Raw genomic sequence first — 25,700 nt, 5'->3', positions numbered from 1 at the left:
ATCAGTGGTCCTGAGGTTCTTTCTCTCGCCGGCGCTGTCCCGAGCCCGGCGGTTTCAACGGCAGGTCAGCAGGTGCGACAGCAAAGACTTCGAGGGCCTGGTCGTAGCCTTTGATGGTCCGCTGTCCGAGCGATGCCAACGGAACGCTATCCCTTACCCTTCCAGCGATGGTGGGATCAGCCAGGATCTGCGCGTCCTTCGCGAGATTGCAGAGCCGCGACGCCAAATTCACCACGGCTCCCATCGCCGTGTAGTCCAGCCGACCGTTATAACCAACCGTTCCCACCGTTGCCGGTCCCATGGCAACGCCCACACCAAAGCCGATCGCGTGGCCGGCGTCGCACCATTTGCCGGCAAGGGACTGCACCGTCATTTGCAGGTCGATCGCGAGTCGGACCGCTTGAGTTGCCGGCTGTTCGCATGCGACCGGGGCATTGACCAGGAGCATGACTCCGTCGCCATCAAAGCCGATGAGCGTTGCCTCGTGACGAGTCGTCACGACGCCGACGGCCTCGTAGTACTCTCGCATGACGGCCATGATGACATCGGGTTCATTGCGCGTGGAGAACGCCGTGAAGCCGCGTAAGTCGCCAAAAATGACAGCCACTTCACGTCGCTGCCCTTCGAGCAGTTCATGAGAGTGCTCGACCAATTCGGCGACCTGTGATGGCAGGAACTGCTTCAGCCGTTCGATCCGCGCAGATTTCTGCTGCGAGATCGCCAGTTCAGAAGCCATTTCATTGAAGCGCAACGCCAGTTGCTGCAACTCGTCGCCGCTGAAGATTTTGATGCGATGCTCGAATTGTCCGGTTCTGATCCGCTCCACGCCCTCTTCCAGTTGCTTGATCGGGCCGGACATTCTGTGCGCGCGCCAATAGGCGAGCGCCAGCGCGATGAGAACACCAAACGCAATGAGAATTGACGAGCGCCACAACGCCGCGCGAATTGATGCAAAGGCTTCCGAGGCCGGCTGCATCGCGATCACCGTCCATCCCACATCGGCGGCCTGAACGGATAGTGCCACCACCGGGTTGCCTCGGTCCCCGGTTATCACCGCCGCTCCGCTCGCCGCGCCGGCGAGATGCTTGATCCGGCCGAAACTGCCCGAGCTGGCGCGGCCGCGCAGAACCAGACTGATATCGGGATGTGCGATCAGATGACCGGAGTCATCGACAACAATGGCGTAGCCGGTCTCGCCAATTCTAATGGCTGCGATGACATCCCAGATCAGCTTCAGATTGACCTCGGCGATCGCAACCCCCGCGGCCGGCAGGCTCCCGGCAACCGCGATCCTCATGTAGGGCTCTGAATCCCTCTGGTACTGAACCGGTCCGTACCAAACCTTGTTGGCGCGTGCGCCCAGGACAGCGGGATCCGTAGACATATCAATGCCGCGCCCGGTCCTGTTCAGATGCAGCCTGGAAACAAAGACCCGTTCGGTGCCGGTCTCATCCAGAAGCGAAACCGAAACGATTGCAGGCACCTGCTGGAGGAGGCGCAAGGCATCGATCTTATGTTGCGCATCGTCTCCGGCAGACCAGGGAAGCTGCACCATCCAACCCAGCTGATCTCGGATGCCGTCGGTGAACGCCTCGATCCTGTCGGACGCCGCGCGAGCATCGGCCTGCAGCACCGCGCTGATCTGGCGGCGCTGGTCTCGGTAACCGAAAGAAGCCTCGACGGCCGCGCCGAGTATCAGAGGCACGACCGCAGCGACAAACAACGTCGCGAAGTACTTGCAGAACAGCGAGCGACGCGGGGGCATCGTACCCGAAGAGGACTGCGCAGCACCGTCCGTCATAACTACTCTCAGGAGATCACCTTGCTGGCGCGAAACAGGATCGACGACACATCCAGGTCGATACCCAGAAGCCTGGCTGTGTTCAGATTGACTGCCAGTTCAAACTTCTCCGGGCGCATCACCGGAAGATCTGACGGATTTTCACCGCGCAGGATGCGATCGGCGTAAGTGGCAAGCCGAAAATAGGTCGTGCGCTGGTTTGCGCCGTAACTTAGGAGACCTCCAGCGTCACAATATTCGGACCAGCCAAACATCGAAGGCAGCCGGTGCGCGATTGCAAACTCCGCAATCTTCGCACGATGCACCAGCGTCACAGCATCGGGAAACACGAGGAGAGCATCCGCGTCCACTTTGCCGGCAGCCATCAACCCATTCTCGATTTCGCGAGCGCCACAGAACGGAACGTAGGCTGCCTCAATGCCGAGATTCCGGCACGACTCCAAAGTCGCTCGCCATTCCAGTGGCTCTCCCGGATGATCCGTGTTCGAGAAGACCGCCAGTTTTCGCAGCTTTGGATAAATGTCCTTGAGCAGCTCGACGCGCTTTCCTGCCAGCTCGAGCGACAGGAATGTGCTGCCGGTGAAATTGGTGCCGGGGTGAGCAAGGCTCTTCACCACACCCAAAGCGACGGGGTCACCGCTCAATGCAAACAGCACGGGGATGTCGGTGACCGCAGTCATCACGCGTGTCGCCGGACCGCTCGAGACCACAAGGTCGATATCCCCTCGCTGCAACTCGGAGACGATCTTGCGCAGTGCCTGCGGATCTCCGGGGGCATAATGCGTCTCGAAGGTTACGGTCTTGCCCTCGACGTATCCCAGCGCGCGCATTCCCTCGCGAAAGCCGTCCAGGAAGGGATCCGGTTCGGACTGAGTCGAGACCCAGAAGATACGATGCAGCTTGGCTCCGCCCTGCGCCCGTGCGATCGCAGGCCAGGCCAGTCCTCCACCAATCAACAAGATGAACTCTCGTCTTTTCATGCGAGCACCTGTCGAAGCTGCGCCGTCAATTCCGGCCGCAGACCAAGATCCCAGCTGTGCATCTGGTGACTGCGCTCGGCATCGCGCTCCGCAAGCGGACTGTGGCGAGACCGGCTCCAACATTTGTCGCCGAGAGCATGTTCAGAGACTGGTCTGGTGAGACGATTTGTCCTTGAGATGCGCTTGATTTTTGCTTGAGGCCGGCCCGATCGAGATCAAAACGGCCTTACTCGTTGCATAGCGCGGTGTCGCAACACCTCCGGCGCGGAATCCGGGCGAGCTACGGGTCTCAAGAGGACAACCGGAACTCACATCCTGAGCCAGTGCCTCGACCTCTTATGTAGTGTGACTGCAGCGCGCCTTCGGCAGTTCACGCGCTCGGGCCTGTATTCATAAAGGCGATGTCCGCTCCTGAGGGACGAGCGGAGGCGCACCGCAATTTCTGAGATATCATCCGTTTGCGGGAAGTCTCGTACTCGATGCATCGTTACTGTGTGCGGGCAGCAGCAGGAGGTGAGACCATGGCCACCAATGCTTTGTCGGACCTTACACGGCTGATTAACGGTTATCAGATTTCGCAGGCCATTCACGTGGCGGCCCGGCTTCGCATAGCCGACCACCTTAGTCGCGGGCCCCTAAGCAGCAACGAACTTGCTCAGCTCAGCGGATCGCACCCGAGGACACTTTATCGCATCTTGCGGGCGCTGGCTTCAGTCGGTGTTTTCCATGAGGCCGAGAACAAAACGTTCTCGCTCAGCCCGATGGGCGCGTGTCTTCGTTCCGACTCGCCGACTCCACTCGACGGCTGGGCCGCATATGTCGGCCGACCTTATGCCTGGCAGGCCTGGGGCCATCTTGAACACAGCGTCCGCACCGGCGAGAGTGCCTTTCGGCATCTCAATGGTCAGAGCGTATGGGAGTATCGAAGCACCCGACCAGATGAGAACGCGATCTTCAACCGAGCCATGACGGCCAATTCCCGCGGCGCGATCGAAGCTATTATCGCCGCCTACGATTTCAGCAGCTTTCGTCACGTCGCGGATATCGGGGGTGGTGAAGGCCAACTGCTGGCGGGAGTTCTCGCCGCAAACAAGGGCCTGCGCGGAACGCTGTTCGATCAGCCGCACATGGTTGGCAAGGCTACCGAAGTTCTGAACCAACATGGTGTCGCCGACAGATGCGAAATCGTCGGAGGCAGTTTCTTTGAAACCATCCCGGAGGGGGCTGACGCCTATGTAATGCGGGCGATTATCCACGATTGGGACGATAAGGAAGCGATTTCTATCCTGAAGACCTGCCGTCGCGCTATGACGGCTGATGCCAGATTACTCCTCATTGAACGTGTGGTGGAGCCGCCGAACGAGGGGCCGATCTCGAAATTCAGTGACCTCAATATGCTCGTCATGCTCGGGGCGCTTGAACGGAGCTACGACGAGTATTCCGCGCTATGTCGAACGGCCGGATTTGAAATGCGCGGCACAGCTCGCGCAGGCTCGCACTTCCAGGTCATCGAGGCAGTTCCCACTTAGACTGAACCAGTGCGGGTGCTTTCTTCGCGGCCGCAGGGGTCTGCATCAGATGCGCTTTCACAACCTGAGGTCTGGTTATGGCCCTTCTCGGACCTCCTGTTATGTCCGCTACTGCGCCGCTGTTGGGGGATAAGCGGACATCGCGGATTATGAGTACACGCGCCCTAGCTCGCCGCCATCCCGCCGCCATTCAGCGCCTTCCGGATCATCTCGGCGAGCTGGTTGCGGCGATAAGGCTTTGTCAGCAGCAGCACGCCGTCATCCAGCTTGCCGTGGTGGACGATGGCGTTGTCGGTGTAGCCGGAGGTGTAGAGCACCTTCAGCCCGGGGCGGAGCTTGGCCACCTTCTCGGCGAGCTCGCGCCCGCTGATGCCGCCGGGGATGACGACGTCGGTGAACAAGAGATCGAAGGCCTGGCCGGCCTCGATCAATTCCAGCGCCGCCCGGCTGTCGGGCGCGGCGATGGTCTTGTAGCCGAGGCTCTGGAGCTGCGCGGTGACGAAGTTGCGCACCAGCGAATCGTCCTCGACCACGAAAATGGTCTCGGCACCGCCTTCGGCCTGCGGCGCGACATTCGCGGCCGCGTCCGGCGCGCCTTCACCCGGCGGCAGATAGAGCTTGATCGTGGTGCCGTGGCCTTCCTCGCTGTAGATCTTGATGTGGCCGCCGGACTGCTTGACGAAGCCATAGACCATGGAGAGGCCGAGGCCAGATCCCTTGCCGACCTCCTTGGTGGTGAAGAACGGCTCGAATGCCATCTGCTGGGTATCGGCCGACATGCCGGTGCCGGTGTCGCTGACCGCGAGCATCACATAGGGGCCGGGCCGAACCTCCGCATTGGCCTGCGCATAGGCCTCGTCGAGAACGACGCGGTGGGTCTCCAGCAGCAGCTTGCCGCCGTTCGGCATGGCGTCGCGGGCGTTGATCGCCATGTTGAGCACGGCATTGGTGAGCCGGGACGGATCGATATGCGCCGTCATCGGCCCCTGTTCCAGCACCGTCTCGATCTGGATCTGCTCGCCGAGCGTGGGGCGCAGCAGTTTGGCGATGTCGGCAATCGCGGCGTTGATCTCGACGTTGCGCGGCTGCAGCGGCTGCCGGCGCGCAAACGCGAGCAGGTGCTGGATCAGCTCGGCGCAACGCTCGGCGGCATCGTCGATCAGGCGCGCCACGCGCTGCAGCTCCGGCTGCTGCTTCAGGCTCGCGACCAGCGTCTCCGTGTTGCCGGAGATGACGGTCAGCATGTTGTTGAAGTCGTGCGCGACACCGCCGGTCAGCTTGCCGATGGCATCCAGCTTCTGCGACTGGTGCAGTTGCCGCTCGGTCTCGCGCGAAGTGGTCGCGTCGTGATAGACCAGCACCGCGCCCGAGATGTCGCCTTGCCCGTCCAGCATCGGCCGGCCGCTGATCATGAGATGGCGGATCTGATTGCCGCTGTGCGGGCGGACGATCATCTCCAGATCTTCGAACTCCTCGCCGCTCAGCACGCGCGCCGAAGGCAGCTCCTTTGCCTTCATCGGCGTGACGCCGTCGCCGTGAAAGACGTCGGACAACGCCCGCAGATTGCCGAGGTTCATGCCGGTGCGATGCAGCAGCATGCGCTCGGCGGCCGGATTGGACAGAAGGACGTTGCCCTCGGCGTCGATGACCAGCACAGCCTCCGCCATGCTGCGAAAGGTGCTCTGGAGCACGTTGACCGACAACCGCAGCTCGTCATGCGCGACGACCAGATGCTCGGTGCGCTCCGCGACCGCGGCCTCGAGCTGCTCCTTGGCGGCCGTGGTCTCCAATAGCGTGCTCTTGAGCGCGAACTGGGTGCGCTGGCTCTCGCGCATCACCATCACGACCAGCAGCAGGATCACCAGCGCGCCGGCGACGTCGATGCCGAGCAGCACGATGCCGGTGCGGCGCGAATCCTGGGAGCGCGCGGCGAGCAGGCGCTCCTCATCTGCGCTCAAATGGTCGAGATTGGCCATCACCGTGTCCATCAGGCCGCGGCCTTCGGCCTTGCTGTTGAGCGCGGTAATGCCGGCCTGGTCGTTCATGGCGCGCAGGCGCATCGCCTCGGCGGCGATCTCGACCCGGCGCAACGCCAGCGGCTCGGTGCCCTCCAGCAGCGCGACCTGATCGGGATTGTCGCGCACGCCGCGCTTGAGATCGGCGAGAGCCGGCGCGATCTGGGCGTGGACCGCCTCGAACTCGTCCTTGAAGCCCGGGTTGCGATAGAGCTCGTAGCCGCGCGCGGCGCTCTCGGCGCGGCGCAGCAGCACGCGCAGATCGGAGATCTTCTTCTGCACCTGGACGGTGTGATTGACCCACGCGGCCTCGGACCGCGACTTCACGTCGAGGGCGATCGAGGCTGCGGTGATGATCAGGAGGATTGCAAGTCCAGCACCGAGAATGACGCGCTGCGTTGGAATCAAGGGGCTTCTTTCTTGTCCTTTGCGCTCTCGCCGGCGAGACATTCCCGGATGCTGGTCAGCAGCGCTTCCGGCGTGAACGGCTTGCGCAGGCAGCGGCTCGCGCCGAGCTCCAGCGCCATGCGCAGGAAATCGGGAGAGGGCGAGGCGGACGAGGCGAAGGCATAGCCGGACATCGCGATCAGCGGAATCGCCGGCGCGCGCTCGTGAAAGATGCGGATGGATTCGAAGCCGCGCATGTGCGGCATGAAGATATCGACCAGCATCACGTCGTAGGCCTGCGCTTCCAGCGCAGCCAATCCCGTTTCGCCGCCGTCAGCCAGCGTGACGTCGAAGCCCTGACGTTGGAGGAGGACCTCGATGGTCGCACCGACCATCGGATCGTCATCTACCACGAGGATACGCGGCATGACACTTCCCAGTAGATCGAAGTCCCCACAGGCAATGGTGATATCCGCGAATCGTGGGTCGGGTCAATTTTGGATTGGATCAGGGTAGATATGCACGGTGCGGTGAATAGGGGTCCCGATGCATCAACTTGTACGCAACGTTGACCCGCTGAGTCCGATACACGCGAAACAGGTGACGGGTATGACACTCGCGAAAAAGGCGCCGCATTGCTGCGACGCCTCTTCCTTCAAACGTGTTCGGTCCGCTTACGGGCAGGGATGACGCTGACCGTCATAGCCGAGATATGTGCCGGAGGCCGGATCATACGATCTGTAACGCTGCGCGCAGTAGGCCGCGGAATCGCCGCCACCGTCGGGCACCACCGCCACTGACGGCTCGTCATAGTAACTGTCGCCATAGTAGTAGGGGTCGTCGTAGTACCCGCCGCCGTAATAGGCATACGAGCCGAGGCCGCCGATCGCGGCACCGGCCGCGAAGCCGGGCCAGAATCCGCCACCACGATGGTGCCAGCGACGACCGCTCCAATTGCCGCTGCCGCCTTGCCAATTGCCCGCGGTTGCGACGCTGCGCGGCCCGCTGAAGGACGGCGCTACGGTGGGACGGCTCGCCATGCCGCCTACGAAACCGCTGCTCGGACGTACCGCCGTGCCGGCCGCGAAACTGCCGCCGCTCGGACGCACCGCTGCGCCGGCCGCGAAGTTGCCACCGCTCGGGCGCATCGCCGCGCCGGCCCCGAAATTGCCGCCGCCGCCGTGGAAGGCCGCGCCGCCGCCGCCAATCCTCGCGCCGCCGCCGCCGCCAAAGTGAGCACCCCCGCCACCGCCACCACCGCCGCGACCACCATGGCCCTGTGCGAAGCTCGGCGTCGCCAGCGGAAGAACCAGCGCCAAGGTGGCTGCCGCGCTCAAGACTTTCAGACTTTTCATGATCAAACTCCTTTCCCGGAAGCCAACCCCACGACAGGGCGGTGGTTCCTGGATCACGCCGGTTTGCGTGTGAGGAAGCGTCTCACCGGACCGCTGTACCCGGCATGAACGGATCGCGTCCGATTTGCGGCGGAAGCCGGTCCAGGGCGCGCATTTGTGGCGGGGCGTGGCCGCACCCGGCGAACTGGACATTTCGCCCTCCGGATGGCATCAGGACCCGACGAAGCAGGGCCTTGCCGCATGAAACAATTCTTTCTCAAGTTCTTCACCTGGTGGAGTGGCCAGACGTTTGGCACCCAGCTCTGGACCAAGCGGTACGGGGAGCTGGTCGGCCAGGACGAGCAGGGCAACCTCTATTATCGCACCCGCGGCGGGGAGATCGATCCGACCCTCGGCTTCGAGCGGCGCTGGGTGATCTATAATGGCTATGCCGAGGCGAGCCGCATCCCGCCGGCCTGGCATGGCTGGATTCATCACGTCGTCGACACCCCGCCGACCGAGATCAACTACCAGCCCCGCGAGTGGGAAAAGCCGCACCAGCCGAATCTCACCGGCACGGCCAAGGCCTACCGGCCCTCCGGCTCGACGCTCGCCAGCGGCAAGCGTCCCAAGGCGACCGGCGACTACCAGCCCTGGACGCCCGGCTAGACCACCCGCGTCTTCCATCGTTCGACTGGATGCACCTGCATCCCGCTACGCCGCTGTGGACAACGGGAACAGCGGGGATGTTGCTTGCGCGGGCGTTGCACTGATACGGGCGATGCGGCTCAATGATCCCATCTTACGGAGATGGGAGACCATCGCGTTCGGTTCGGGCAACAGCTCGCGACTGTCCCGAAATGCAGCGGCCGCCGACAAGGACTCGATCGGGAGATAGGCCCCCGGTCAGGAAGCTCCGAAATCGCCCGATGTGAATGTGCAGCCGCCGTGAGACAGGAAAGGCCGCTTGGGAAACCGAGCGGCCTTTTTCTTTGACGCCACTTCGTCAGCCGGTTTGTGCGCCTCAGTCGTAGCGCACCTTCGGGAAGAAGTCGCCGCGGCCTTCAGGCGTCATGTCGAGCAGGCCCCAGAGCGGATCGACCAGATCACCGGCGCGATGATGCTGCTTCGGCGCGGGCGGCGCGAAGCTCATCTCCGAGCCCCAGAAGTGCCTGATCTTGCCATTCGCTTTCCTGAAGACGTTGAAGATCGTCTCGTCCCAGTTCTGCCCGTCGGGAACGTGGTGCTGCGCACGCATACCCTTGGGGAATTTCGAGGTATCGCCGAAGTAGTCCGCATCAAAGCTGTTGCCGGCGGTGGACAGCAGCGACAGATGTTCCCAACCGCGTTCGTGAGCCCAGGCGGCGAGACGCGCGATCGGCGATTTCGCAACGATGTGAAGCGCTGCACGCTCGCCGATATGCCGTGCGGCGCCGTCGAGCCCGTCAAGCAAATGGGTGCAGCCGGGGCAGGGCAGCTCGCGCTCCGGCCCATACATGAAGCTGTACAGGATCAGCGTGTCATGCGGGCCGAACAGCTCCGACATCCTGACCTGTTCCGGCATGCTCGTTTTGCCGATGCGCTCGAAGACGTAATCCCGGGGCACCTCGCCGCCGAGCGGCAGCGCGCGACGCCTGGCGGAAACGGCCTCAATCTGAGCCCGGAGGGCAATCTCCTCGTCCAGCAACGCATTTCGCGCGGCACGATACTCGGTGCTTTCGTTGGGGTAGTGGAGATGCTCCATGATTGCGCTCCGGATGCCGTGAGTTTCGTGCGGGCTTAACTCGTCCCCCAAAACCTCAGTTCCACCACCGAAGGTGGAATGCCTACATCACTCGCGCCGCCGCGCGTTCGACGGCATCGAGGCGGTAGGCCTGCAAAGGCGCGATGCGCTCCTTGACGCGAGCAAGGACCTCGTCGGGCGCGGTATCGGGCGAGCCGGAATTGAACGGCGGCGCCGGATTGTATTCGATCCCGAGCTGGATCGCCTCCGCCGCGGTGCGGTTGACCAGGATCGACACCAGCGTCAGCGCGAAATCGATTCCCGCGGTGACGCCGCCGCCCGTCACGCGATTGCGATCGACGCAGACGCGCGTCTTAGTCGGCGTCGCGCCGAACTGGCTGAGCATCTCCATCGCGCTCCAATGGGTGGCGGCGCGGTAACCCTTCAACAGGCCGGCGGCGCCGAGCGCCAGCGAACCCGTGCAGACCGAGGTGACGTATTTGGCGCTCCCGGCCTGCCGGCGCAGGAAGTCGAGCACCTCCTCGTCATTGAGCAGGTCGTCAGTGCCGCGGCCGCCGGGCACGCAGATCACGTCGAGTTGCGGGCAGTCGGCGAATGTCGTGGTCGGCGTCACGATGAGCGCGGAATCGCTCGGCACCGGCTCGATCCGCTTCCAGATCAAGTGCAGCTGGGCGCCGGGCACGGCGGAGAACACCTGCAACGGGCCGGTGAAGTCGAGCTGGGTGACGCGCGGGAACACCAAAAGTCCAATCTGGAGTGGCGCCGACATGAGAACCTCCAATGAAGAGCTTGACGGGCGCAAACTGGCATGATGCCCTTCTGTCCAAAATGGCGTAATTCCCTCTATTTCGGACATTTCATTCGGAGCGGCCCATGATTGGCATCCTGATCTTCCCGGACTTCCAGCTGCTCGACGCGGCAGGTCCGATCTCGGTATTCGAGATCGCGGCGCGTGCGTCCGGCAAGCCGCTTGCGCTGCGGGTGCTGGCGGCGAAGGCGGGGCTCGTACGCAGCTCGTCGGGTGTCGAGATGATGGCGCGAGATATCAAGTCGGCGAATGCCATCACGACGCTCGTCATCGCGGGCGGCGCCGGCGTTGCGGAGGCCGCGCGCTGCGAGGTCACGCTGGCCTTCGTGCAACGGCTGGCCAAGCGCCGGGTGCGGGTCGCCAGCGTCTGTTCGGGCGCCTTTGTGCTCGCCGAAGCCGGCCTGCTCGACGGCCGCCGCGCCACGACGCATTGGGGCCGGACGCGCGAGTTCGTCGCGCGCTATCCGAGGGTGAAGTTCGAGCCGGACCAGATTTTTACCCGCGACGGTCACGTGTGGACGTCGGCGGGCATCAGCGCGGGAATTGACCTCGCGCTGGCGATGGTCACCGAGGACCACGGCGAGGAGATCGCGCAGGCGACGGCGCGGCAGCTCGTGCTGTACCACCGCCGCAGCGGCGGCCAGTCGCAGTTCTCCTCGCTGCTGGAGTTGAAGGCGCCGAACGGCCGCTTCGGCGCGCTGCTGTCCTGGGCGCGCGAAAATCTCGACGCGCCGCTGACCGTGGAGGAGCTCGCCGATCGCGCCGGGATGAGCGCGCGGCATTTTGCCCGCGCCTTCGCTGCCGAGACCGGCACCACGCCCTCCAAGGCGGTCGAGCGGCTCCGGCTCGAGGTTGCGCGCGATCGCGTGCAGTCCTCGCGCGAGGCGATCGAGCTCGTTGCGGAAACGACCGGCTTCCGCGACCCCGAGCGCATGCGCCGCGCCTTCATCCGTGCCTTCGGCCAGCCGCCGCAGGCGCTGCGGCGCGCGGCGCGGACGGGGTAGGACGTCTCACTTGCCGTGCGACCATGGAGGCGACGATGAGCGGAATGGAGTACAGCAATGAGAACGCGAAGCGGCTCCAGCGGATCTATCTCACGGGCGATGTGAAGGCCCAGCGCGCGGAGACCATCCGGCAGCTCGATCTGTCTGCCGGCGAGCGTGTTCTCGATATCGGATGCGGTCCCGGCTATCTCTGCGAAAGCATGGCTGAACTCGTCGGGCCTCATGGATCCGTCGTAGGCATCGATGTGTCGACCGATCTGATCGCCGTCTGCAATCGGCAGAAGGCGTCGGAGTGGATTTCATATGCCCTCGGCAACGCGACCGACTTGGGCCAGCCCGACGCATCGTTCGAGCCGTCGTGTGCACTCAGGTCGCCGAGTACGTGCCCGATGTCGACCGCGTCCTCATCGAAACATGTCGCGTCCTGAAACCGGGCGGCCGAACGATTTTTGTCGCAACGGATTGGGACGCCGTGGTCTGGCATTCCGACAACCGGGAACGCATGGCGGCCGTGATGAAATCATGGGAGGCGCATTGCGCCCATCCGCGTCTGCCCAGGTCGATGGCCTTAAGACTGATCAATGCCGGATTTCGTCTGGACGGCGCGTCCGTCTTTCCGATTCTCAATTTGCGGTACGATGACGAGAGCTACAGCAAGGGACTGGCGCAGGGAATCCGGGATTTCGTCGGCCGCACGAACGACGTCTCCGTCGATGATCTCGCTGCATGGCACAGCGAGTTCGAGCGCCTCGACGGGGCGGGACAATATTTCTTCAGCACCAATCGCTATATCTTCAAGGCGTCGAAACCTGCCGGAGCGCCGGCATGAGAGCGGCCTAGCTCGCCCTGTCTGCTGTCGCCGCGCCTGCGCCGCCGCTGCGCGCTGTCAGGCGCCGCGCGATCGGCGTCAGCAGATAGGGCGCAAGATGGATCGGAAACTGCGTCAGCGCGAAATAGAGCCAGGTCGTCGGCGGCAGCGCGCCCGCGGTCGCCGCCAGCATCAGGCCGAGATTGCGCTGTGACACCATCAGGCCGATCGCAAACGCACGCTCGGTGCCGGCGCGGCGGAAGATCAGCGTCGTCACGGCGAGCAGGGTGAAATAAACCGCGAAGGCGAGCAGCGCGACGCCGATCGTGAACACGGGATCGGCGACGAAGTCATGCGCCACGTCGCCCATCACGGCGGAGGCGAAGACCAGCAGGATGAGGATGTTGAAACCGTCGATCGGCCGCTTGTGGCGGCGGATCGCAGCGGCGCCGACAATCCAGCGGATTGCCGTCGCGCCAATCAGCGATGCCGCGAGGATGCCGAGCAGCTTCAGGCCGAGCGTGAGCGGCGAGATGCTGAGCATGCCGCCGAGAAACAGGCTCGCGAACAATGAGGCGGTGAAGGGCACGAGCGCGGTCGCGGTGACCAGCGTGACCAGGGGGAGCGTCGCATCGAGGCCGATCAGCGCTGCGAGCGCGGGCGCTGCCATCATCGGCGAGGCCATGGCCTGGAGCATCAGCGCGAGGAAGAGGCCGGGCGAGCTTCTGTCGAGCCCGCTGCCATGGGCGAGCAGTCCGACGATCAGCGGCACGGCGATCGTGGTCCAGGCCGTCGCGCCGGCGATCAAGGCAGGCCGGCGGAGATGGCCGTACAGCGCCACGAGATCGACCCGCATGAAGGAGATGCAGAGCAGGCAGAGGATCGCCTCGGTCACGTAGGGGCGCAGCAGCGCGCCGAGCGGCGGCACCGCGACCGCGATGAACGCGATGGCCGCCACGGCGCGCGTGCCCTGGTCGCCGAGCCAGGTCAGGGCGCGAAGGGGGAGGGCGAGGAGGGTTTTGAGGAGGGAAGGCATCTGCGTCGTTGGTGCGGAGTGCGACGGGACTGTCATCCCAATCCCTTCAACCACGCGCCGATCTCGCTCACGGCGACATTGGCCTGCTGCAAGAGCTTGCCCATGGTGAAGAAGCCGTGGAACTGGCCGGGATAGTGCTTGTACGCGACGGGCACGCCGGCCTGCTTCAGGCGCGCGGCATATTCATCGCCTTCGTCGCGCAGGGGATCGGCGCCGGCGGTCAGCACATAGGCCGGCGGCAGGCCCGCGAGGTCTTGCGCGCGCGCCGGCGAGGCCCGCCAGTCGTGGATGTCGGTGGCGCCGTTGAGATAGTGATCGCGGAACCAGCGGATCACCGAATGGGTCAGCAGCACGCTGGTCTCGGGCTCGCGGTGCGAGCCGTGCGTCATGGCGAAATCGGTCGCCGGATAGATCAGCAGCTGGCCGGCGATCGCGGGGCCGCCCGCGTCGCGGGCGGCGAGCGCAACGACCGCGGCGAGATTGCCGCCGGCGCTGTCGCCGCCGATCGAGAGGCGGGAGGCGTCGATGCCAAGCTCGCGCGCATGGGCGGCAATCCATCTCGTTGCGGCAATCGCGTCATCGGCGGCGGCTGGAAACTTGTGCTCGGGCGCGAGGCGGTAGTCGACCGAGATCACGATCAGCGCGCCTGAATCCGCAAGCTGGCGGCAGACCACGTCGTGGGAGTCGAGATCGCCGATCACCCAGCCGCCGCCGTGGAAGAATACCAGCGCGGGCGACAGGCCCTCGCGCCGGCGCGGCTCGTTCGGAATGTAGAGGCGGGCGGGAATCTCCCCGTGCGGCGCCGGGATCGCGAGAGAGGTGACGCGGCCGAGTTCCGGCGGCTCCGGGTTGGTGGCAAAGCGCGCCTGCAGGTAATAGGCGCGGGCCTCCGGCGCGGTCAGGGTCTCGTAGGCGGGGCGACCGGCCTCCTGGAAGGCCCTGTAGACTGCGGCGGCATCGGGATCGAGCACAACGGGCATCGGGGGCGACCTCCGAGGTTTCTGGTTATGGTTGAACGTCGTTTCCGGGCGGCGAATGCCCGCCTCATGCCCGCCTTGGGCCCCGGGAGGGGGTATCCGACTATCCCATCCGGGCGCCGGTCTGGCCAGACAGCGCCGGGAAGGGCAGGGATGCCGCCCTTCCCCCGCCGTATTCGGCGTGTTAACCGGAGGGCCTGCGAGCGGCGGTATCCCCTGTAGAATGTCCAACGAGCCCGATTCGCTGTTGAAGCCGCGCGAGATGTTCAAAACCTTTTCCCTGACAGGCCTTGCGGCGCTTTTGGCCGCCACCGCGCTGACGGTTGCGACGCCTGCGCAGGCCCAGATCGGCACCATCTTCTCCGATCCGCCGCCGAGGCCGCCGGGTGCGATTCCGCGCGGCCAGCCGCAGCCGCAGATCCCTGACGACGACGAGGAGGTCCCCGAGCTGCCGCCGCAGGGCCGCGTGCTGCCCTCGCGCCCGATGGCACCGCCGCCGGGCCGGCAGGGGAACGTCATGCCGGGACCGGTGGAGACCCAGCCTCTGGCGCCGCCGCCGGGCTCGACCGTCGCGCCGCCAAATCAGCCGCCCTCCGCCGCGATCGCTCCGCCCAGTCCGCAAGGCGCTCCGGGTGCGCCCGGTCAGCGCCAGCCGCAACAGAAGGGCGGGCCGGGCGGTGCCGTGCCGCAGACGCCGGCGAGCCTGCAGCCGGGCGACGAGGTCGTGACCGAGCCGCCGGCCCAGAAGATCGTCAACAAGAAGGCGACTTTCTCCGGCCTCGACAAGATCACCGGGCGCATCATCAATTTCGACGAGGAGATCGGCGAGACCGTCCAGTTCGGCGCGCTGCGGGTGAAGACCGACGCCTGCTACACGCGGCCGGCGACGGAAGCCGCCAACACCGACGCGTTCGTCGAGGTCGACGAGATCACCTTGCAGGGTGAGGTGAAGCGGATCTTCTCGGGCTGGATGTATGCGGCAAGCCCAGGCCTGCATGGCGTCGAGCATCCGATCTACGACATCTGGCTGACCGACTGCAAAGAGCCGCAGCAGACGATAGCGACCGCCGCGCCGGATCCTGCGAACAAGCCCGCGCCTCCGCCGCCGCCTCCCGCGCAGAAGAAGGCCGCGCCGAAGCAGGCGGTGCAGCAGCGTCCGCCGCAGCCGTTGCCGCCTCCGCCGCAAGCGCAGCCAGCGCCGCCACCTCCGCAGCCGCAGGAGCAGCGGGGTCTGTTCGGCTTGCCCGGCTTCGGCCGCTAGCCTCGTTTGTCTATTGCCTTGAGGCGATGATCTCGAGCGCGCGTGCGCCCGGGATCGCGTCGCCGGACGAGAGCCTCAGGAAGTCGCCGGCATCTCCAGCGAGCGCCTTGTCGAGCAGCGCAGTGTAGCGCCGCCGCGAAATCTCGACCGCACCAAAACTCTTCAGATGCTCGGTGACGTACTGCGTGTCGAGCAGCTCGAAGCCGCCATGGATCAGCCGCGCCACCAGATGCACCAGCGCGACCTTCGAGGCATCGCGCGCTGTGTGAAACATGCTCTCGCCGAAGAAGGCGCGTCCCAGGCTCACGCCGTAGAGCCCGCCGACGAGCTCGTCGCCCTGCCATGCCTCGACGCTGTGGCAATGGCCGAGCTCGAACAGGCCGCCATAGAGATCGCGGATGCGCTTGTTGATCCAGGTGTCCTCGCGCCCGGACTGCGGCGCGGCGCAGCCGGCGATCGTGGCCTTGAAGGCGGTGTTGACGGTGACGCGGAACGCCTCCGAGCGCACGGTGCGCGCGAGCCGCGAGGCCACGCGAAATCCCTCGAGCGGGATGACGCCGCGCAGCTCCGGCTCGACCCAGAACAGCGTCGGATCGTCGGCGCTTTCGGCCATCGGAAAGATGCCGCAGGCATAGGCGCGCAGCAGCACGGCCGGCGTGATCTCAGACGAGGCGGAATCGCGCGAAGTCATGGCTTGCGACAATAGCAGGATCGCAATGCGGTTGCGATGGGGCGAAGTCAGCTCGCGGCGGCGTTGTTGGCCTTGCCGGGCGGTGCGGGCAGGCGCTGGAACCTGAGCACGATGCGGGTTCCGGAATGGGTAGGGTCACGCTCCACCGAGGCGTCGAGCTTGGTGGCCATGGCCGCGACGATGCGCTGGCCCATGCCGGTGGAGCGCGGGTCGGCCTTGACGTTGTCGCCGACGCCGTCGTCGGCGATCGTCAGCAGCAGATCCTCGCCCTGCGAGGTCAGCTCGACATGGATCGGGCCGGCGCCGTCGGGATAGGCGTATTTCACCGCGTTCATCACCAGCTCGTTGACGATGATGCCGACGGCGACCGCGCGGTCCGGGTCGATCTCGATCGGCTCGGCCTTCAGCGTCAGGCGCGACATCCGGTTACCTTCGGCCGAGCGCCTGAGATCCTCGAGCAGCGAATCCAGATACTGGTTCAGCACCACGCTCTTCAGGTCCTGCGAGGTGTAGAGGCGGCGGTGCACCTGCGCGACCGCGGCGACGCGGCCCATCGCGTTGGTCAGCGCGGCCTTGACCTCTTCCTGCGCGGCGGAGCTGGCCTGAAGGTGCAGCAGCGAGGCGATGATCTGGAGCGAATTGCCGACGCGGTGGTTGACCTCGCGCAGCAAGAGCTCGCGTTCGGCGGCAAGCGCGGCGTAGCGGTCGCGCGAGGCGTGAATCTCGGCTTCCGCCTCCTCGCGTGCCCTCTGCAGCTCGGCCTGGCGCAACGCGCCCTCGGCGGCGACGTGGAGCAGGGGGATGAAGTCGCCCTTGACGTCCTTGACGAGATAATCGGCCGCACCCGCCTTCAGCGCGGTGACCGCGATGCTGGAGTCCTGCGAGGCCGTGACGAACACCACGGGAGGAGCGTCCGGGATCGCCATGATCTGCTCGAGCGTCTCGAGGCCGTCGAGGCCCGGCATGTATTGGTCGAGCGCCACGACGTCGATGCCGCCAGTGGCTTCCGCGCGGCGGATGTGTTCGAGGCCCTCTTCGCCGCTGGCGGCGTGGACGACCCTGTAGCCGCGCCGGGTCAGGCCGCGTTCGACCAGGCGCGCGAGCGCGTCGTCGTCGTCGATATACAGCAGTGTCGGCGTTGGCTGGTTCATGGGGCGGCGGGCGGGACCTGGATGACCGAGAAGAACAGCCCGAGCTGCCGGATGGCGTTGGCGAAATTCTCGTAATTGACGGGTTTGGTGATGTAGACGTTGCAGCCGAGCTCGTAGCAGCGCTTGATCTCCTGGGAATCGTCGGTGGTCGTGAGCACGACCACCGGCGAGGCCTTGAGATATCTGTTTTCCTTGATCTGCTTCAGGATGTCGATCCCGCTCATGTCGGGCAGGTTGAGGTCGAGCAGGATCAGGAGGGCGTTGCCCTTCTGGGGCAGTCCGCTGCCGTCGGCGCCGAACAGGTGCTTCACCGCATCGGTGCCGTTCTCGAACGAGATGATCTCGTTGTTGACGCCGGAGCGGCGGATGTTGCGCTCGATCAGCCGGGCGTGCCCCTCGTCGTCCTCGATCATGATGATGGTGACTGGCTGCGTCATCGATCTGTCTTCCGGGTGCTGGCGTTCCAGGCCACGGGCAGCGTGATGGTGAACGTGCTGCCCGCGTTGAGTTCCGACGATACCGACATGGTGCCGCCGAGACGACGCACAAGTGCACGCACATGTGCAAGACCTATGCCCTGTCCCGGCTTGTCCTGGGTTCCCGCCCGGCGGAACAGGTCGAATATCCGCTGATGATCCCTAGCGTCGATGCCGCGGCCATTGTCGCTGATCTCGAAGATAGCGTAGCCGAGCTTGGTCCGCCCGCGAATTCTGATCTCGCCGGGCACGCCATTCTTCAGGTACTTGATCGCGTTGTCGATCAGATTCGAGAATATCTGCTCCAGCGCAAGGCGATCGCTGACGATGTCAGGCAGCGGCTCGACGTGGATCTCGGCCTGCGCTTCCACAGCCTGATGCGCCAGTGTCGACACGATGGCCTCGACGAACTCGCGGATGTCGATCTTTTCGGGCTGGAATTCGCGCCGGCCCTCGCGGGTGAGGTTGAGGATCGCCGAGATCAGCCGGTCCATCTTGGCGATCGACGATTTGATGAAGCCGAGCGCCTCGGAAAAATCCTCGGAAAGCTGCTTGTCGGGACCTTCGAGTGCGATCTCGCCGGAGGCCAAGGGCGGCCCGTCGGCCGGGACGTGGGTGAGGCTGCTGACGCGACGGAAGATGTCGCCGCCGAGCTCTTCGAGCTCGCTGGTGAAGCCCATGATGTTGACGAGCGGTGAGCGCAGATCGTGGCTCACGATATAGGCGAAGCGCTGGATCTCGTTGTTGGCCTCGCGTAGGTCTGCCGTGCGTTCGTCGACGAGGGCCTCCAGATTGGCGTAGGCATCGCGCAGACGCGTCTCGGCCTCGTCGCGAATGCGTGCCGAGCGCCGCAGCAGCCAGATCGAGATCAGGGCGAGCACCACCACGAGGCCCGAGCCGATGCCGGTGAGGGACGCGGCCAGCGTCTGGCTTCGGTCGGCATTGACGGAGCGCTGCCGGAACAGCCGCTCCTCTTCGCGTATCATCGCGTTGGCGAAGTTGGTGATCGTGGTGGTCGTGGTGCCGGCGGCGGCCTCGCGGACGAGCGCCTTGGCATCGTCGGGCCGACCTTGCTTGACGAAATCCATCTCGCGCGCGAACTGGCCGAGGCGGACCTCGATCGCGGCGCTCAGCTTCTCGACGCTGTCGCGCTGCGCCGGACTGTCGCCGATCTGGCGCGTGAGCTTGTCGAGCGCCGGAACGATCGCTGCGACGGCCCGCTCATGATCCGCCTGGAAATCCGGTCCCTGCGTCAGGAGAAAGCCGCGAGCGCTGCTCTCGGCCCGTCGGACCTCGAGCAGCAGCGTGTTGACCTGGTTCTCCACCTCGATGGTGTGGAGCACCCATTTGCTGTCGTCGCGCGCCTTGTTGACGAGGTAGACGGAGCCGGCGCTGATCACGGTCAGCACCACAAGGCCCGCTGCGAACAGCAGGATGTGCCAGAATGCGCGCCGCCGCTGCGCTTCAGCCGTCACGACGGTGTCGCCCAGTCGAGATCAATGGAAATCCAACGCCCCTTTTCAAACAGCTCCCAGCTGCTCAAAACGCCCGTGAAGGCAACGGGTTCCCGGCGGTGGGAGATTTATTTGGGGGCGGGTTCCGCCTTGCCGGCCAGATACTGTTCCAGCCAGTGGATGTGATAGTCGCCGTTGATGATGTCGTCCTGACGAACGAGGTCGCGGAACAGCGGCAGTGTGGTCTCGATGCCTTCGACCACCATCTCGTCCAGCGCCCGGCGCAGCCGCATCAGGCATTCGGCGCGGGTCTTGCCGTGCACGATCAGCTTGCCGACGAGGGAATCGTAATAGGGCGGGATCGTGTAGCCCTGATAGACGGCGGAATCGATCCGCACGCCGAGCCCGCCGGGCGGGTGATATTGCGTGATGCGGCCCGGCGAGGGCCGGAAGGTCTGCGGATTCTCCGCGTTGATCCTGCACTCGATGGCGTGGCCGATGATCTGGATCTCGCTCTGCTTCGCCGGCAGCTCGCCGCCGGCGGCGATGCGAATCTGCTCCAGCACGAGGTCGATGTCGGTGATGCTCTCGGTGACGGGATGCTCGACCTGGATGCGCGTGTTCATCTCGATGAAGTAGAACTCGCCGTCCTCGAACAGGAACTCGATGGTGCCGACGCCGAGATATTTCATCTCGCGCATCGCCTTCGCGCAGGTCTCGCCGATCTTGGCGCGCGCGGCGGCGGCCAGCACGGGCGAGGGACCTTCCTCCCAGACCTTCTGGTGGCGGCGTTGCAGCGAGCAATCGCGTTCGCCGAGATGGATCGCGCCGCCGCGGCCGTCGCCGAGGATCTGGATCTCGATATGGCGCGGCTTCTGGAGATACTTTTCGAGATAGACCGAGGCGTCGCCAAAGGCGGATTTGGCCTCGTTGGCCGCCGTCGACAGCGCCAACTGGAGGTCGGCCTCGCTGTGGGCGACCTTCATGCCGCGGCCGCCGCCGCCCGCCGCCGCCTTCACCAGCACGGGAAAGCCGATCTTCTTCGCGATCGCCATGGCGTCATCGTCGGGGCCGACCGCGCCGTCGGAGCCGGGCACCACGGGGATGCCGAGCTTCTTGGCGGTCTTCTTGGCCTCGATCTTGTCGCCCATCAGGCGGATGTGCTCGGCCTTGGGGCCAATGAAATGCAGATTGTGCTCGCCGAGGATCTCCGCGAAGCGCGCGTTCTCGGACAGGAAGCCGTAGCCGGGATGCACGGCATCGGCGCCGGTGATCTCGCAGGCCGCGAGCAGCGCGGGCACGTTGAGATAGCTGTCCTTGGACGCCGGCGGCCCGATGCAGACGCTCTCGTCCGACAGGCGCACATGCATGGCGTCAGCGTCGGCCGTGGAGTGAACGGCAACGGTCGCGATCCCGAGCTCCTTGCAGGCCCTGAGGATGCGAAGGGCGATCTCGCCGCGATTGGCTATGAGGATCTTGTCGAACATGGTGCCCTTGAGGGACTGGCGCGCGAAAAGCGGCGAGGGCGGACTGGCCGCCCTCAACAATTACTCGATGATGACCAGCGGCTCGCCGTACTCGACCGGCTGGCCGTCCTCGACCAGGATCTGCGTCACCGTGCCGGCGCGCGGCGAGGGGATCTGGTTCATGGTCTTCATGGCTTCGATGATCAGAAGGGTCTGGCCGACCGAAACCTTGCTGCCGACCTCGATGAACGGCTTGGCGCCGGGCTCCGGCGCCCAATACGCGGTGCCGACCATCGGGGAGGTCACGGCGCCCGGATGCTTGGACAGGTCGACGCCGGCAGCCGCCGGCGCGGCGGTGCTTGCCGCCACGGGCAGGGCGGCGGCAGCGGCTGCCATCGGCATCGGCATGGTCGCGGCGACGCTGATGTTGCGGGCGACGCGCAGGCGCAGGCCCGCGCGCTCGATCTCGATCTCGGTGAGGCTGGTCTCATCGAGCAGAAGGGCGAGCTCGCGGACGAGCGCGGAATCCTCGCTGGAAAACTTTGCGGCTGCTTTGTCGTCTGGCTGGCGCGCCATGTTGTTTGATCCGAATGTTCTGTTGGAAGGGAGCGTCAGGCTTTGGGCTTGATGCCGAGCTTGGCGGCAAGGCCCTGGATGGCGAGGCGGTAGCCTTCGATGCCGAAACCGCACAGCGAGGCGAACGCGGCGCGCGCGGTGTAGGAGTGGTGACGGAAGCTCTCGCGGGCGTGGATGTTAGTCACATGCACCTCGACCGTCGGGATCTGCACCGCGAGCAGCGCGTCGTGCAGCGCGATCGAGGTGTGCGAATAGCCGCCGGCATTGATGATGATGCCCTTCATCTTGCGCGCATGCGCCTCGTGGATGAAGTCGATCAGCTCGCCCTCGCGGTTGGACTGGCGGCAGTCGGCCTTGAGGCCGAACGTCGCCGCCGTCTCGCGGCACAGCGCCTCGACGTCGGCCAGCGTCGCATGACCATACTTTTCGGGCTCGCGCGTCCCCAACATATTGAGGTTCGGCCCGTTGAGGACGAGGATCGTGTCGGTTGCTGGTTCTGCCATTCCAATCCCGGAAGAGGTGCTTCGGCGTGGCGGGGTTATAGGTAACAAAGCGCCCTAGGGGAAGCCTTGAAGGACCTCCCAAGGGGCTTCAGGCACCTCATCCGGGGTGCAAAAACCTGTGCGGAAGCTACGGAAATTGCTTGTTAACCAGTCCAAAGCATGACTGTCGGCCAAACGCAAGGAGGCGGGCATTGCTGCCCGCCCCCGAGATAGTTGTGATCAGCCCTAGACGTCGAGAACCGCGACGATCTCGTAGGTGTTCGGATCGATGATCACGATCTGCTCGCGGACCATGACGTAGCGATAGGTCCGCCACTCCGGATAGATCGTCGCAACCCGGGACGGCAGGGCGTGCAGCTCGATGCCCTCGCGCGGAATGCGGGTGCCGACCGAGACCGCGAAGTTCACATTGGTCACGGGAGCCACGCGCTGCTCGCGGATCACCGAGGTGATCTGGGTCCGCTGCTCGGTCGAGAGCTTGGCGGCCGCGCCAACCTGGCCGGTCGTCGTCTGCGACCGCTCGGTTCCGGTCTGGGTCTGGGTCTGGGTTTGCGAACCCTGGTGGCCAGGCGCGTTCATACCGCTGCGGTCTTCCTGACCTTGGGCCTTCATGTCCTTGGTGCCCTTGGTCTCGGTTTCCTTGCTCATGCTACCCTTGGACTTCTCGTCGCTCCGCGGGCTCTGGCCGACCGTCGACGACTTCTCCGACTGCGTCGACTTCTCACGCGTCGCACCCGGCTGGTCCTTGTTCATCTTGTCGGACTGAGTCGACTTGTCATGAGCGCTCGGCTGATCCTTCATGCCACCGGCCTGACCAACCGTTCCCTTGTCATGCTTGTCTTGCTTGTCCATGGACTCTTGCTTGCCCATGGAGCCGCTGCGCTCGCCAGAAGGCTGCGTACTGTGCTGGGTCTGCTGGCCACCCCCGTAGTCCTTGGTTCCGGTTCCTTGCGCGTTGGCAAAACCGGTGCCGGAGATCAGCGCCAAGGCTGCAACCGAGACCAAAAAGCGATTAGTCATTTGAACCTCTCCTCACGTGATTTCTTCGCGTCATTGCCCGCGCCGACAACGAAAGGAGAGCGTGGTCGTTCCGAATTCCAGGAGGTTCCGACGCGCTTTGTTTGTTGAACGCCGGATGAACGGTCGCGCCCGGATTGCGGACAAACTGCGTGCGAACCCGCGCAAAAAAAGAGGCCGGCTGTGAGCCGGCCTCCTTCAACGCAATGTCGTATCGCTCAGCAGGTCGCCTTGCCGCAGCGGGCAATGCCGATCTTTTCCTTCAGGCCTTCAACGCCGACCGCGCCGATCACGATCTGCTTGCCGATCACGTAGCTCGGCGTGCCGTTCATGCCCATCGCCTCGGCGAGCTTGAAGTTCTCCTCGATGGTGGCGCGCACTTCGGGGCTGGTGAGGTCCTTCTCGATTTTCGCGGTGTCGAGCCCGGCGTCCTTGGCCGCCTGCATGGCGCGCGCCTTGTCGGCCGCGCCGCGGCCGCCGAGGAGCTTCTGGTGGAAGTCGAGATACTTCTTGCCGGAGGGATCCTGCATGCGCACGGCGACCGCGACCTGGGCGGCTTCGACCGAGCCCTGGCTCAGCACCGGAAACTCCTTCAGCACGACCTTCAGCTTCGGATCGCCCTTCATGAGGGTGAGCATGTCGTCCATCGCGCGCTTGCAGTAGCCGCAATTGTAATCGAAAAACTCGACGAAGGTGACGTCGCCGTCCTTGTTGCCGAGCACGACCTGGCGCGGCGAGTTGAAGATCGCGTCCGCGTTCTGCGCGATGCTGGCTTCGTGCTTCTGCGTCTCGGCCGCGGCCTGGCGCTTGCTGAGCTCGGTCATCGCCTCCTCGAGCACCTCGGGGTGGGTGACGAGATAGTTCTTGATGATCGCCTCGATGTCGGTGCGCTGGGCATCGGAGAAGCTGTCGGCCGACGCGGGCGCGGCTGCGCCGAACATGGCGAGCGCAAACAACGCGGGGGCAAGCAGACGCAGCGAAGGCATAGGCAAATCCTCTTATCCAAAGCAGGTTTCGAAAAACGTCCCGGCGGACTCAAAGCTCGGTGTCGTGACGTCGTGGTCTCAAGGCGTCGTTCCAGTTTTCAGTTGCGCGGCGGCTTGGCCGCCACGATGTCGTCGGCCTTGACCCATCCGGGCGTGCCGACGGCGAAACGGGTTTTCGCGCGCGTTGCAAGCTCGCGGGCGGTCTTGTTGTCGCCGCGCAAGTAAGCGGCCTGCGCCGATGCGAGATCCGCCTCGGCATAGTCGCCCTTCCGGCCATAAGCCATCGCGAGCTGGGTATAACCGAGAACCGCCTCGGGCTCCCGCGCCACCGCGGCGCGGAGAATCCGAACGGCATCGTCGGTGTAGGCTTTATTATCGGTTCCAACCAGAGCCTGCCCAAGTAACATCTCGATGAGGGGCGAGTTGTTGGAGAGTGCGACAGCCTTGCGCAGCGGAGCGATGGCCTCGGCGGGCTTGCCGCTCTCGAGCAGCGCCTGGCCGCGCACCTCGTAGAAATACGGGTTGTTGGGCTGGACCTGGATCAGGGCGTCGATCTGGGTGAGCGCGCTCCGCAGATCGCCGTGCAGATAGGTGCTGATGGCTCGGGCATAGCGCGCCGGCATGCTGTCGTTGGTCTGCGGATAGCGGCGATACACCGTCTCCGGCCGCTCCATGAAGGCCGAGATCTTGGCGCGCACCATGTCGTGGCGGAGCTGGAGCGCGGGATCGTCCTTCTTGTCCCAATAGGGACTGCTGCTGGCGAACTCCTGCAGTGCCGCGACGCGCTCGGCGGGCATCGGATGCGACTGGAGATAGGGGTCGGCGCCGCGCGCGGCGAACAGGCTCTCGCTGGTGAAGCGCTTGAAGGTCTCGTACATGCCCCTCGGCGACTGCTGGGTCGCGGTCAGGAATTTCACGCCGGCGCGGTCGGCGTTCTCCTCCTGCTGGCGCTGGTAGGACAGCAGCGTGCGGCGGATCATCTCCTGCGGTCCGGCGATCGCGGCGGCGCCCGCATTGGCTAGGCCGTTGTTGCCGGCGCTGCTCGAGCTGCGGGTGCTGCCGGCGGCGATCGCGCCGGCGCCGAGCAGCATCGCGATGATCATCTGGGTCTGCGCGTTGGCGAGCTGCTCGCGCAGCTTGGACAAATGGCCGCCGGCCAGATGTCCGGTCTCGTGCGCGAGCACGCCGATGATCTGGTTCGGCGTCTCGGACTGGAGGATCGCGCCGTAATTGACGAAGATGCGGCGGCCGTCCGCGACGAACGCGTTGAACGCGTTGTCGTTGATGATCACCATCTGGATGTTCTGCTTCTCCAGACCGGCGACGCGCAGGATCGGGCGGGTATATTCGCGCAGCAGCTGTTCGGTCTCGGTATCGCGCAGGATCGGCGGCCCCTTGCTCTGCGCGCGTGCCGCCGGGAGCGGCGCCAGTGCGATCGCCGCGGCCGTGACGAGGGCGGTGAGGGCGGAGGCCTTCCTGCGCAATGCGGTCTGGAGCAACATCAAGCGGTCTTGGTCAAACGGTCTCGGCAAAGGGACCTGGAATGCAGTTTTCGTGATTGGTTTTGGCGATTGGCGGCGGACCGGATACGCGATATGGCCTATGAGCCGTACCCCTTATGAGCCGTACAATGCGGCCAGTCTGGGGCGCAAGCGCCCCGTTTTGAAGGACCGGACGGACCGGTCCGCCAGCGAAA

25 protein-coding genes are annotated in these 25,700 nt (G+C 65.0%); 6 read left to right on the top strand and 19 right to left on the bottom strand.

Going from position 1 to position 25,700, the window contains the following annotated elements; all coding sequences use genetic code 11:
* Position 1: 1 nt before the first annotated feature.
* Together QA649_RS25595 and QA649_RS25590 are read right to left on the bottom strand one after the other, a co-directional pair.
* Positions 2-1,801 (bottom strand): adenylate/guanylate cyclase domain-containing protein, encoded by a 1,800-nt coding sequence (locus QA649_RS25595; RefSeq protein ID WP_283019626.1) that lies wholly within the window; start codon positions 1,799-1,801, stop codon positions 2-4.
* Between the two features lie 8 nt (positions 1,802-1,809).
* Positions 1,810-2,781: an ABC transporter substrate-binding protein gene (locus QA649_RS25590; RefSeq protein WP_283019625.1), complete on the bottom strand. Its 972-nt coding sequence runs from the start codon at positions 2,779-2,781 to the stop codon at positions 1,810-1,812.
* A gap of 521 nt (positions 2,782-3,302) precedes the next feature.
* Between QA649_RS25590 and QA649_RS25585 the strand changes: the two genes are divergently transcribed.
* Positions 3,303-4,310 (top strand): methyltransferase, encoded by a 1,008-nt coding sequence (locus QA649_RS25585; RefSeq protein ID WP_283019624.1) that lies wholly within the window; start codon positions 3,303-3,305, stop codon positions 4,308-4,310.
* Between the two features lie 164 nt (positions 4,311-4,474).
* Here QA649_RS25585 and QA649_RS25580 read toward each other — a convergent pair whose 3' ends face one another.
* From QA649_RS25580 to QA649_RS25570, 3 genes are all read right to left on the bottom strand, one after another.
* Positions 4,475-6,733, bottom strand: coding sequence for a CHASE3 domain-containing protein (locus QA649_RS25580; RefSeq protein WP_283019623.1), 2,259 nt, complete (start codon positions 6,731-6,733; stop codon positions 4,475-4,477).
* Complete coding sequence (locus tag QA649_RS25575) at positions 6,730-7,140, bottom strand: response regulator (protein WP_018647517.1); 411 nt, start codon at positions 7,138-7,140, stop codon at positions 6,730-6,732. Before QA649_RS25575 ends, QA649_RS25580 begins: the two co-directional genes overlap by 4 nt.
* A 246-nt stretch (positions 7,141-7,386) precedes the next feature.
* Positions 7,387-8,067, bottom strand: a complete 681-nt coding sequence (locus tag QA649_RS25570) for a BA14K family protein (RefSeq protein ID WP_283019622.1) — start codon at positions 8,065-8,067, stop codon at positions 7,387-7,389.
* A gap of 240 nt (positions 8,068-8,307) precedes the next feature.
* Here QA649_RS25570 and QA649_RS25565 point away from each other — a divergent pair, with 240 nt between their 5' ends.
* Positions 8,308-8,715: an NADH:ubiquinone oxidoreductase subunit NDUFA12 gene (locus QA649_RS25565; protein ID WP_026312721.1), complete on the top strand. Its 408-nt coding sequence runs from the start codon at positions 8,308-8,310 to the stop codon at positions 8,713-8,715.
* A gap of 355 nt (positions 8,716-9,070) precedes the next feature.
* On the opposite strand, the gene QA649_RS25560 is transcribed toward QA649_RS25565, so the two are convergent.
* Together QA649_RS25560 and QA649_RS25555 are read right to left on the bottom strand one after the other, a co-directional pair.
* The gene (locus QA649_RS25560; RefSeq protein ID WP_283019621.1) at positions 9,071-9,790 is read right to left on the bottom strand and encodes a DUF899 family protein; all 720 of its coding nucleotides are present in this window, start codon (positions 9,788-9,790) and stop codon (positions 9,071-9,073) included.
* An 82-nt stretch (positions 9,791-9,872) separates the two neighbouring features.
* Positions 9,873-10,559, bottom strand: coding sequence for a DJ-1/PfpI family protein (locus QA649_RS25555; protein WP_283019620.1), 687 nt, complete (start codon positions 10,557-10,559; stop codon positions 9,873-9,875).
* 104 nt (positions 10,560-10,663) lie between these two features.
* Here QA649_RS25555 and QA649_RS25550 point away from each other — a divergent pair, with 104 nt between their 5' ends.
* From QA649_RS25550 to QA649_RS25540, 3 genes are read left to right on the top strand one after another with little or no spacing between them, the layout of a single operon-like run.
* A complete protein-coding gene (locus QA649_RS25550) occupies positions 10,664-11,602 on the top strand; it encodes a GlxA family transcriptional regulator (RefSeq protein WP_283019619.1) in 939 nt (312 codons plus the stop codon).
* A gap of 23 nt (positions 11,603-11,625) precedes the next feature.
* The gene (locus QA649_RS25545; protein WP_283019618.1) at positions 11,626-12,030 is read left to right on the top strand and encodes a methyltransferase domain-containing protein; all 405 of its coding nucleotides are present in this window, start codon (positions 11,626-11,628) and stop codon (positions 12,028-12,030) included.
* Complete coding sequence (locus tag QA649_RS25540; protein WP_283019617.1) at positions 11,985-12,431, top strand: hypothetical protein; 447 nt, start codon at positions 11,985-11,987, stop codon at positions 12,429-12,431. The genes QA649_RS25545 and QA649_RS25540 overlap by 46 nt, the downstream gene beginning before the upstream one ends.
* Positions 12,432-12,438: 7 nt before the next feature.
* Here QA649_RS25540 and QA649_RS25535 read toward each other — a convergent pair whose 3' ends face one another.
* Entirely contained in the window at positions 12,439-13,446 is a 1,008-nt protein-coding gene (locus tag QA649_RS25535) for a Na+-dependent transporter (protein ID WP_283019616.1), read from the bottom strand.
* 32 nt (positions 13,447-13,478) lie between these two features.
* Entirely contained in the window at positions 13,479-14,426 is a 948-nt protein-coding gene (locus QA649_RS25530; protein WP_283019615.1) for an alpha/beta hydrolase, read from the bottom strand.
* Between the two features lie 220 nt (positions 14,427-14,646).
* On the opposite strand from QA649_RS25530, the gene QA649_RS25525 reads away from it, so the two are divergent.
* Positions 14,647-15,684: a DUF2155 domain-containing protein gene (locus tag QA649_RS25525; protein ID WP_283019614.1), complete on the top strand. Its 1,038-nt coding sequence runs from the start codon at positions 14,647-14,649 to the stop codon at positions 15,682-15,684.
* A 10-nt stretch (positions 15,685-15,694) separates the two neighbouring features.
* Here the strand turns inward: QA649_RS25525 and aat are convergent, their stop codons facing one another.
* From aat to QA649_RS25475, 10 genes are all read right to left on the bottom strand, one after another.
* The gene (gene aat / locus QA649_RS25520; protein WP_283019613.1) at positions 15,695-16,375 is read right to left on the bottom strand and encodes a leucyl/phenylalanyl-tRNA--protein transferase; all 681 of its coding nucleotides are present in this window, start codon (positions 16,373-16,375) and stop codon (positions 15,695-15,697) included.
* 47 nt (positions 16,376-16,422) lie between these two features.
* The gene (locus tag QA649_RS25515; protein WP_283019612.1) at positions 16,423-17,526 is read right to left on the bottom strand and encodes a histidine kinase dimerization/phosphoacceptor domain -containing protein; all 1,104 of its coding nucleotides are present in this window, start codon (positions 17,524-17,526) and stop codon (positions 16,423-16,425) included.
* On the bottom strand, positions 17,523-17,963 hold the full coding sequence (locus QA649_RS25510) for a response regulator (protein WP_283019611.1): 441 nt from the start codon (positions 17,961-17,963) through the stop codon (positions 17,523-17,525). The genes QA649_RS25515 and QA649_RS25510 overlap by 4 nt, the downstream gene beginning before the upstream one ends.
* Entirely contained in the window at positions 17,960-19,477 is a 1,518-nt protein-coding gene (locus tag QA649_RS25505) for a CHASE3 domain-containing protein (protein ID WP_283019610.1), read from the bottom strand. The genes QA649_RS25510 and QA649_RS25505 overlap by 4 nt, the downstream gene beginning before the upstream one ends.
* A gap of 107 nt (positions 19,478-19,584) precedes the next feature.
* Positions 19,585-20,943 carry an acetyl-CoA carboxylase biotin carboxylase subunit gene (gene accC, locus QA649_RS25500; protein WP_260424242.1) on the bottom strand — a complete coding sequence of 453 codons (1,359 nt, stop codon included), beginning with the start codon at positions 20,941-20,943 and terminating at the stop codon, positions 19,585-19,587.
* A gap of 60 nt (positions 20,944-21,003) precedes the next feature.
* Positions 21,004-21,498: an acetyl-CoA carboxylase biotin carboxyl carrier protein gene (accB, locus tag QA649_RS25495; protein ID WP_283019609.1), complete on the bottom strand. Its 495-nt coding sequence runs from the start codon at positions 21,496-21,498 to the stop codon at positions 21,004-21,006.
* Between the two features lie 35 nt (positions 21,499-21,533).
* Positions 21,534-22,001, bottom strand: coding sequence for a type II 3-dehydroquinate dehydratase (gene aroQ / locus QA649_RS25490; protein WP_018646964.1), 468 nt, complete (start codon positions 21,999-22,001; stop codon positions 21,534-21,536).
* Between the two features lie 225 nt (positions 22,002-22,226).
* The gene (locus QA649_RS25485) at positions 22,227-23,021 is read right to left on the bottom strand and encodes a DUF1236 domain-containing protein (RefSeq protein WP_283019608.1); all 795 of its coding nucleotides are present in this window, start codon (positions 23,019-23,021) and stop codon (positions 22,227-22,229) included.
* Positions 23,022-23,236: 215 nt separating this feature from the next.
* Positions 23,237-24,004 (bottom strand): DsbA family protein, encoded by a 768-nt coding sequence (locus QA649_RS25480; protein WP_283019607.1) that lies wholly within the window; start codon positions 24,002-24,004, stop codon positions 23,237-23,239.
* A 98-nt stretch (positions 24,005-24,102) separates the two neighbouring features.
* Positions 24,103-25,506: a M48 family metalloprotease gene (locus QA649_RS25475; protein ID WP_283019606.1), complete on the bottom strand. Its 1,404-nt coding sequence runs from the start codon at positions 25,504-25,506 to the stop codon at positions 24,103-24,105.
* Positions 25,507-25,700 lie beyond the last annotated feature (194 nt).

Source organism: Bradyrhizobium sp. CB1717 (assembly GCF_029714325.1).
GTDB lineage: Bacteria > Pseudomonadota > Alphaproteobacteria > Rhizobiales > Xanthobacteraceae > Bradyrhizobium.
Note: the sequence above shows the minus strand (reverse complement) of the source record. Positions and strands in the feature narration are given on the sequence as shown.